Here is a 5,369-nt window from a genome sequence, read left to right as displayed (position 1 = left end):
TCGCGAGCGTGCTGCGCGTGCTCACCCGCGGCGAGATCGTCGCCGGCGGCGCGTGGTTCGCCGAGCTCGCGGGCCTCGGCGCCGCGCTCGAGGGCGCCGCGCTCGTCATCACGGGCGAGGGCCGCTTCGACGGGCAGTCGGCGCTCGGGAAGGTCGTGTCGGTCGTGCGGGGCGCGGCCGAGCGGCACGACGTGCCCGTGTGCGTGCTCGCGGGCTCGGTGGATCCGGCGGCCGCGGCCGCGATGCGCGTGCCGGCGCTCTCGATCGCGGCGGGAGCGGCGAGCCTCGCCGAGCTGCAGCGCGACGCCGCACGACTGCTCGAATCGGCCGCAGCATCCGTCGCCCGGCTCGCGCTCCGGGCGCCCGCGGCCTGAGCGGCCCCGCTACCCGAGCTGGCCGCGCAGCGCGCCGGCCGGGTACGTCGCCGTGTGCACGTTGACGTAGTAGTCCTCGGGCGACCTGACGATCTCGCGCGCGAGCTCCCGGTCGACGGTCGTGCAGCCGCCCGAGTACGGGCTGAGCGGCACGACGACGGGGCCGGGCTCGGTCGACGGCGCGACGTGGATGTGCGCTGCGAGCACCGGCTCGATGCCGTCCACCTCGATCGTCCAGCAGACGAGCCCCGTGCCGGGGTTGACCGTCACGTGCGCGGTGCCCGTGCCGTCGAGGTCGCCCTGGTTCGGCACGCCCTGGGCGTTCACCTCCGCCTCGCCCGTGAGCTCCACGGTGAAGGGGCGGCCGCCCCCGGGGGCGGCGGTGGCCGGAGCCGCCAGGCCCAGGGCGAGGCCTGCGGCTGCCGCGAGCGCCGCGACGGCGCGTCCTGCAACGGGCATGATGCCCTCCTCTCGGAATGGCCTCATCGTCCTCCGGAGCGCGCGCTCCTGCTAGGGGGCAGTTGCGTCGCGCAGGCCGCCGGCCGCCTCGATGAGCTCGAGCGCCCGCACGCGCTCGCCGGTCGCGCCGTGGACCGCCATGATGAGCTCGTCGGCATCCGCCTCGACCTGGAACCTGCGCAGCGTCGCCACGGCCTCCTCGCCGGTGCCGAGCGCGGTGTGCTGCAGCATCTTCTGCACGGGCACCGCCTGCGGGCTCGCGGCGAGCGCGTCGAGCTCGTCGTCGCCGACCTGCTGCGCGATGGGGCTGTCGCGCAGCAGCAGGCTCCGCACGCGCGCCCTCGCGACGGCGCGCTGCATGTCGAGCGCCTCCGCGCGGCTCGGTGCGACCACGGCGTTGATGCCGGCGATCACGTACGGCTCGGCGAGCTGCTCGGAGGGCTCGAAGCGCTCGCGGTAGACGGCGACCGCCTGGTGCAGCGCATCCGGCGCGAAGTGCGACGCGAACGCGTACGGCAGCCCGAGCGCGGCCGCGAGCTGCGCCCCGAACAGCGACGAGCCGAGGATCGTGAGCGGCACGCGGGTGCCGTGCCCGGGCACCGCGCGGATGCCCTGCACCGTCGGCTCGCCCCGCAGGTAGCCCTGCAGCTCGACGACGTCCTCGGGGAACCGCTCGGACGCGCGGATGTCGCGGCGGAGCGCCGTCCAGGTGCGCTGGTCGGTGCCGGGTGCGCGCCCGAGCCCGAGGTCGATGCGGCCGGGGTGCAGCTCGGCGAGCGTGCCGAACTGCTCGGCGATCACGAGCGGCGAGTGGTTCGGCAGCATGACCCCGCCGGCGCCGAGCCGGATCCGGGCGGTGTGCGCGGCGACGTGCGCGATGAGCACGCTCGTCGCGCTCGAGGCGATCGTGGCCATGTTGTGGTGCTCGGCGTACCAGACGCGCGCGAAGCCGAGGCGCTCGGCGGCCTGCGCGAGGAGCACCGAGCCCCGCAGGCTCTCCCCCGCGGTCTCACCCGGGTGGATGGGGGCGAGGTCGAGCACAGACAGACGCACCCGCCCAGCCTACGCCGGGCGGGTGCGTCGACGGGGTGCGTCAGATCGCCTCGAGGACGACCGCGGAGCCCTGGCCGCCGCCGCCGCAGATGCCCGCCGCGCCGATCGCGCCGGTGCCGAGCTGCTGCAGCCGCCGCGCGAGGTGCCCGACGATGCGCGTGCCCGACGCGCCGATCGGGTGGCCGAGCGCGATCGCGCCGCCGTTGGCGTTCACGATCTCCGGGTCGACCCCGAGTTGCCGCGTGGAGGCGACGCCGACCGCGGCGAACGCCTCGTTGATCTCGACGGCCTGCAGCTCGTCGGCCGTGCGGCCCGCTCGCTCGAGCGCCTGCTCGATGGCGTCGGCGGGCTGCGAGTGCAGCGAGACGTCGGGGCCGGCGACGAAGCCGGTCGACACGATCCGGGCGAGACCCGTGATGCCCTGCTGCTTCGCGTACTCGTCGGAGACGAGCACGACGGCGGCCGCGCCGTCGGTGATCTGGGATGCGTTGCCGGCCGTGACCGTGCCGTCGGGCGTGAAGGCGGGCCGGAGGGCCGCGAGCGACTCGACCGTCGTGTCGGCGCGGAGCCCGTCGTCGACCGACACCGTGACGGTCCTGCGGCCGGCGGTCGCCTCGAACGGCACGATCTCGTCGTCGAGCGTGCCGTCCTGCTGGGCGCGCGCGAGGCGCGCGTGCGAGGCGGCCGCGAACTCGTCCTGCTGCTCGCGCGTGATCTCGAAGCGGTCGTTGTGCTCGTCGGTCGAGGCGCCCATCGCGACCCGGTCGAACGCATCCGTCAGGCCGTCGAACTGCATCGTGTCGATGAGGCTCGTGTCGCCGAACTTCGCGCCGGCCCGCATGGGCGCGGCGTGCGGGGCGAGCGACATGGACTCCTGGCCGACGGCGAGCACGACGTCGGCCTCGCCGAGCTGGATCATGCGGTGGCCGGTGACGATCGCCTCGGCGCCCGAGAGGCACACCGCGTTGATGCCGAGCGCGGGCACCGTCATCGGCACGCCGGCGCCGACGGCCGTCTGGCGCGGCGGGTTCTGGCCCACGGTGGCCTGCAGCACCTGGCCGACGACGACGGCGTCGACCTCCCCGGGAGCGACCCCGGCGCGCTCGAGCGCGTGCCGGGCGGCGTGCGCGCCGAGCTCGGTCGACTTCGTCTGCGCGAGCTGGCCGAGGAACTTGGCGAACGGCGTGCGCGCGTATCCGGCGATGATCGTCTCGGGCATGGTGACTGCTCCTTCGCAGGTCGGTGTCACGCCAAGCGTACCCCCGTTGCGGGCGCTCGGGCACGGAACCTGACGAGCGGTTCACCTCCGCCGGCACGCACCGCGGTGCGCACGAGGCGTCCAGGTGCGGCGGGTAGGACTGGTGCTCCGACGACAGGAGGCAGCATGACGGAGCAGCAGCAGGGCCAGCAGCCCGACGAGGTCGAGCGCGACGTCGAGCGCGCGCGCCCGGAGCCCGACCAGCACAACCCCGAGACGGAGGAGGACACCGCGTCGGGCGGTCCCGCCTGACGCGCTCCGCGCTCGCGCGGAGCCGGGCGGAGCCGCGGCCCGGCCCGGCTCCGGGCGTCAGGCGGTGGGCTCCGCCTGGTGCCCGCCCTCGGTCGCGACCGCGTCGTCGAGCGTCGACGTCGCACCCGCCCCGCCGGTCGCGGCGATGTTCACCATCCACAGGACGCCCCAGCGGTCGACGAGCATGCCGAAGCGGTCGCCCCACGGCGCCTGCACGAGCGGCTCGAGGATCTGGGCGCCGTCGCTGAGGCCCTCCCAGTAGCGCGAGAGGGCCGCGTCGTCGTCGCCCGACAGCGAGACCTGCTGGCGGCCGCCGGGCCGCTCCATCGAGGCCGGGGTGTCGCTCGCCATCAGGGTGTGCCCGTCGGCGGTCGTGAGCTGCGAGTGCATGACGAGGTCGGCGTCGCCGGGGTCCTGCGCCATGCCGAACTCCCCGAAGGTGCTGATGACGAGGTCCCCGCCGAACACGCCGTGGTAGAAGTTCATCGCCTCGCGGGCCTCGCGGCCGAAGGCGAGGTAGGGGTTCAGCAGGGTTGCCATGCTCGGCTCCTTCGCTGCGGCCCGGGCGGCCGCGTGGAGCCAGGATGCCCCAGCCCGCGCGGCGGCGCCAGGTGCGTCCGCCTGGCAGCGCGCCCTGCTCCCCATCACGCACGACATGGGGCATGATCGGAGGCATGACGACGAGCAATGACGCTCGCCTCCGACCCGACTCGCTCGCGGTGCATGCCGGCCGCGACGATCTGCGGTCGCTCGGCGTGCACGCAGCCCCCCTCGACCTCTCCTCGACGAGCCCGCTCGCGGATGTGCTCTCGGGCGGCGATGCCTACGAGCGCCTCGCGACCGGCGGCGACGCGGGCGACGGCTCCGCGGTCTACCAGCGCCTCTGGAACCCGACCGTCGCCCGCTTCGAGTCGGCGCTCGCAGAGCTCGAGGGCGCCGAGCGCGCCGTGGCGTTCGCCTCGGGCATGGCCGCGGTGACGGCCGTGCTCATGGCTGCGCGGCAGCGGCGGGGCAGCCACGTCGTCGCGCTGCGGCCGCTGTACGGCGGCACCGACCACCTGCTCGCGACGGGCCTGCTCGGCACCGAGGCGACGTTCGTCGACTCGGTCGACGCGGTCGCGCGAGCGGTGCGACCCGACACCGGGCTCGTCGTGGTCGAGACGCCCGCGAACCCGACCCTCGAGCTCGTCGACCTGTCGGCCCTCGCCGCCGCCGCGGGCGACGCCCCCGTGCTCGTCGACAACACGTTCGCGACGCCGGTGCTGCAGCGGCCGCTCGCGCACGGCGCGGCGCTGTCGCTGCACTCGGCGACGAAGTACATCGGGGGGCACGGCGACGTGGTCGGCGGCGTGGTGGCGTGCGATGCCGAGTGGGCGCGGGCGCTGCGGCCGATCCGCGCGATCACCGGCGCGATCGCGCATCCGCTGAGCGCCTACCTCATGCACCGGGGCCTGCAGACGCTGCCGCTGCGCGTGCGCGCGCAGCAGGCGGGCGCCGAGGTCGTCGCGCGGGCGCTCGGGGCGATGGACGGCGTCCGCGCGGTGCACTACCCGGGGCTCGACGGATGCGACCCGGGCGGCCTCGTGGGCGCGGGCCGCCAGATGGCGGGGCCGGGCTCGATGATCGCGATCGACGTCGGCTCGTACGAGCGGGCGGCGATGGTGGCCGAGCACGTGGAGCTGTTCACGCACGCCGTCTCGCTCGGCAGCGTCGACTCGCTCATCCAGCACCCGGCCTCGCTCACGCACCGGCCCGTCGCCGCGGAGGCGAAGCCCCACGCCTCGGTGCTGCGGCTCTCGATCGGCCTCGAGGACCCGGCCGACCTCATCGACGACCTCGAGCGGGCGCTCGACCGGTCGGCGGCCCTGCTGCCGGAGGCCTCAGCGCGGCGGATGGGGGCGCTCGGCCACGCGCGGTCCCTTCGCTCGGCGGCGCCGCGAGCGCTCGAGCGGCGCTCGTGCGGGACGCCAGCC

General features: G+C 75.5%; 7 protein-coding genes. 3 read left to right on the top strand and 4 right to left on the bottom strand.

What is annotated here, in order from left to right:
* Window positions 1-374 (top strand): glycerate kinase (locus NWP09_RS11430; RefSeq protein WP_258275637.1); only part of this gene is annotated, 374 nt, incomplete at its 5' end.
* 9 nt (window positions 375-383) lie between these two features.
* Here NWP09_RS11430 and NWP09_RS11425 read toward each other — a convergent pair.
* The 3 genes from NWP09_RS11425 to NWP09_RS11415 are packed head-to-tail and all read right to left on the bottom strand — an operon-like array spanning window position 384 to window position 3,105.
* On the bottom strand, window positions 384-833 hold the full coding sequence (locus tag NWP09_RS11425; protein WP_258275636.1) for a CHRD domain-containing protein: 450 nt from the start codon (window positions 831-833) through the stop codon (window positions 384-386).
* Window positions 834-884: 51 nt separating this feature from the next.
* Complete coding sequence (locus NWP09_RS11420; RefSeq protein WP_258275635.1) at window positions 885-1,886, bottom strand: LLM class flavin-dependent oxidoreductase; 1,002 nt, start codon at window positions 1,884-1,886, stop codon at window positions 885-887.
* A 40-nt stretch (window positions 1,887-1,926) separates the two neighbouring features.
* Window positions 1,927-3,105: an acetyl-CoA C-acyltransferase gene (locus NWP09_RS11415; protein WP_258275634.1), complete on the bottom strand. Its 1,179-nt coding sequence runs from the start codon at window positions 3,103-3,105 to the stop codon at window positions 1,927-1,929.
* 165 nt (window positions 3,106-3,270) lie between these two features.
* Between NWP09_RS11415 and NWP09_RS11410 the strand changes: the two genes are divergently transcribed.
* Entirely contained in the window at window positions 3,271-3,396 is a 126-nt protein-coding gene (locus NWP09_RS11410; protein ID WP_258275633.1) for a hypothetical protein, read from the top strand.
* Window positions 3,397-3,453: 57 nt separating this feature from the next.
* Here NWP09_RS11410 and NWP09_RS11405 read toward each other — a convergent pair whose 3' ends face one another.
* Window positions 3,454-3,936, bottom strand: coding sequence for a VOC family protein (locus NWP09_RS11405; RefSeq protein ID WP_309137116.1), 483 nt, complete (start codon window positions 3,934-3,936; stop codon window positions 3,454-3,456).
* A gap of 134 nt (window positions 3,937-4,070) precedes the next feature.
* Here NWP09_RS11405 and NWP09_RS11400 point away from each other — a divergent pair.
* The coding region (locus tag NWP09_RS11400; protein WP_258275632.1) for a PLP-dependent aspartate aminotransferase family protein at window positions 4,071-5,369 on the top strand (1,299 nt) is incomplete at its 3' end.

Source organism: Agrococcus sp. HG114 (assembly GCF_024723325.1).
GTDB lineage: Bacteria > Actinomycetota > Actinomycetes > Actinomycetales > Microbacteriaceae > Agrococcus.
This window is presented reverse-complemented; position numbering and strand designations above follow the sequence as displayed.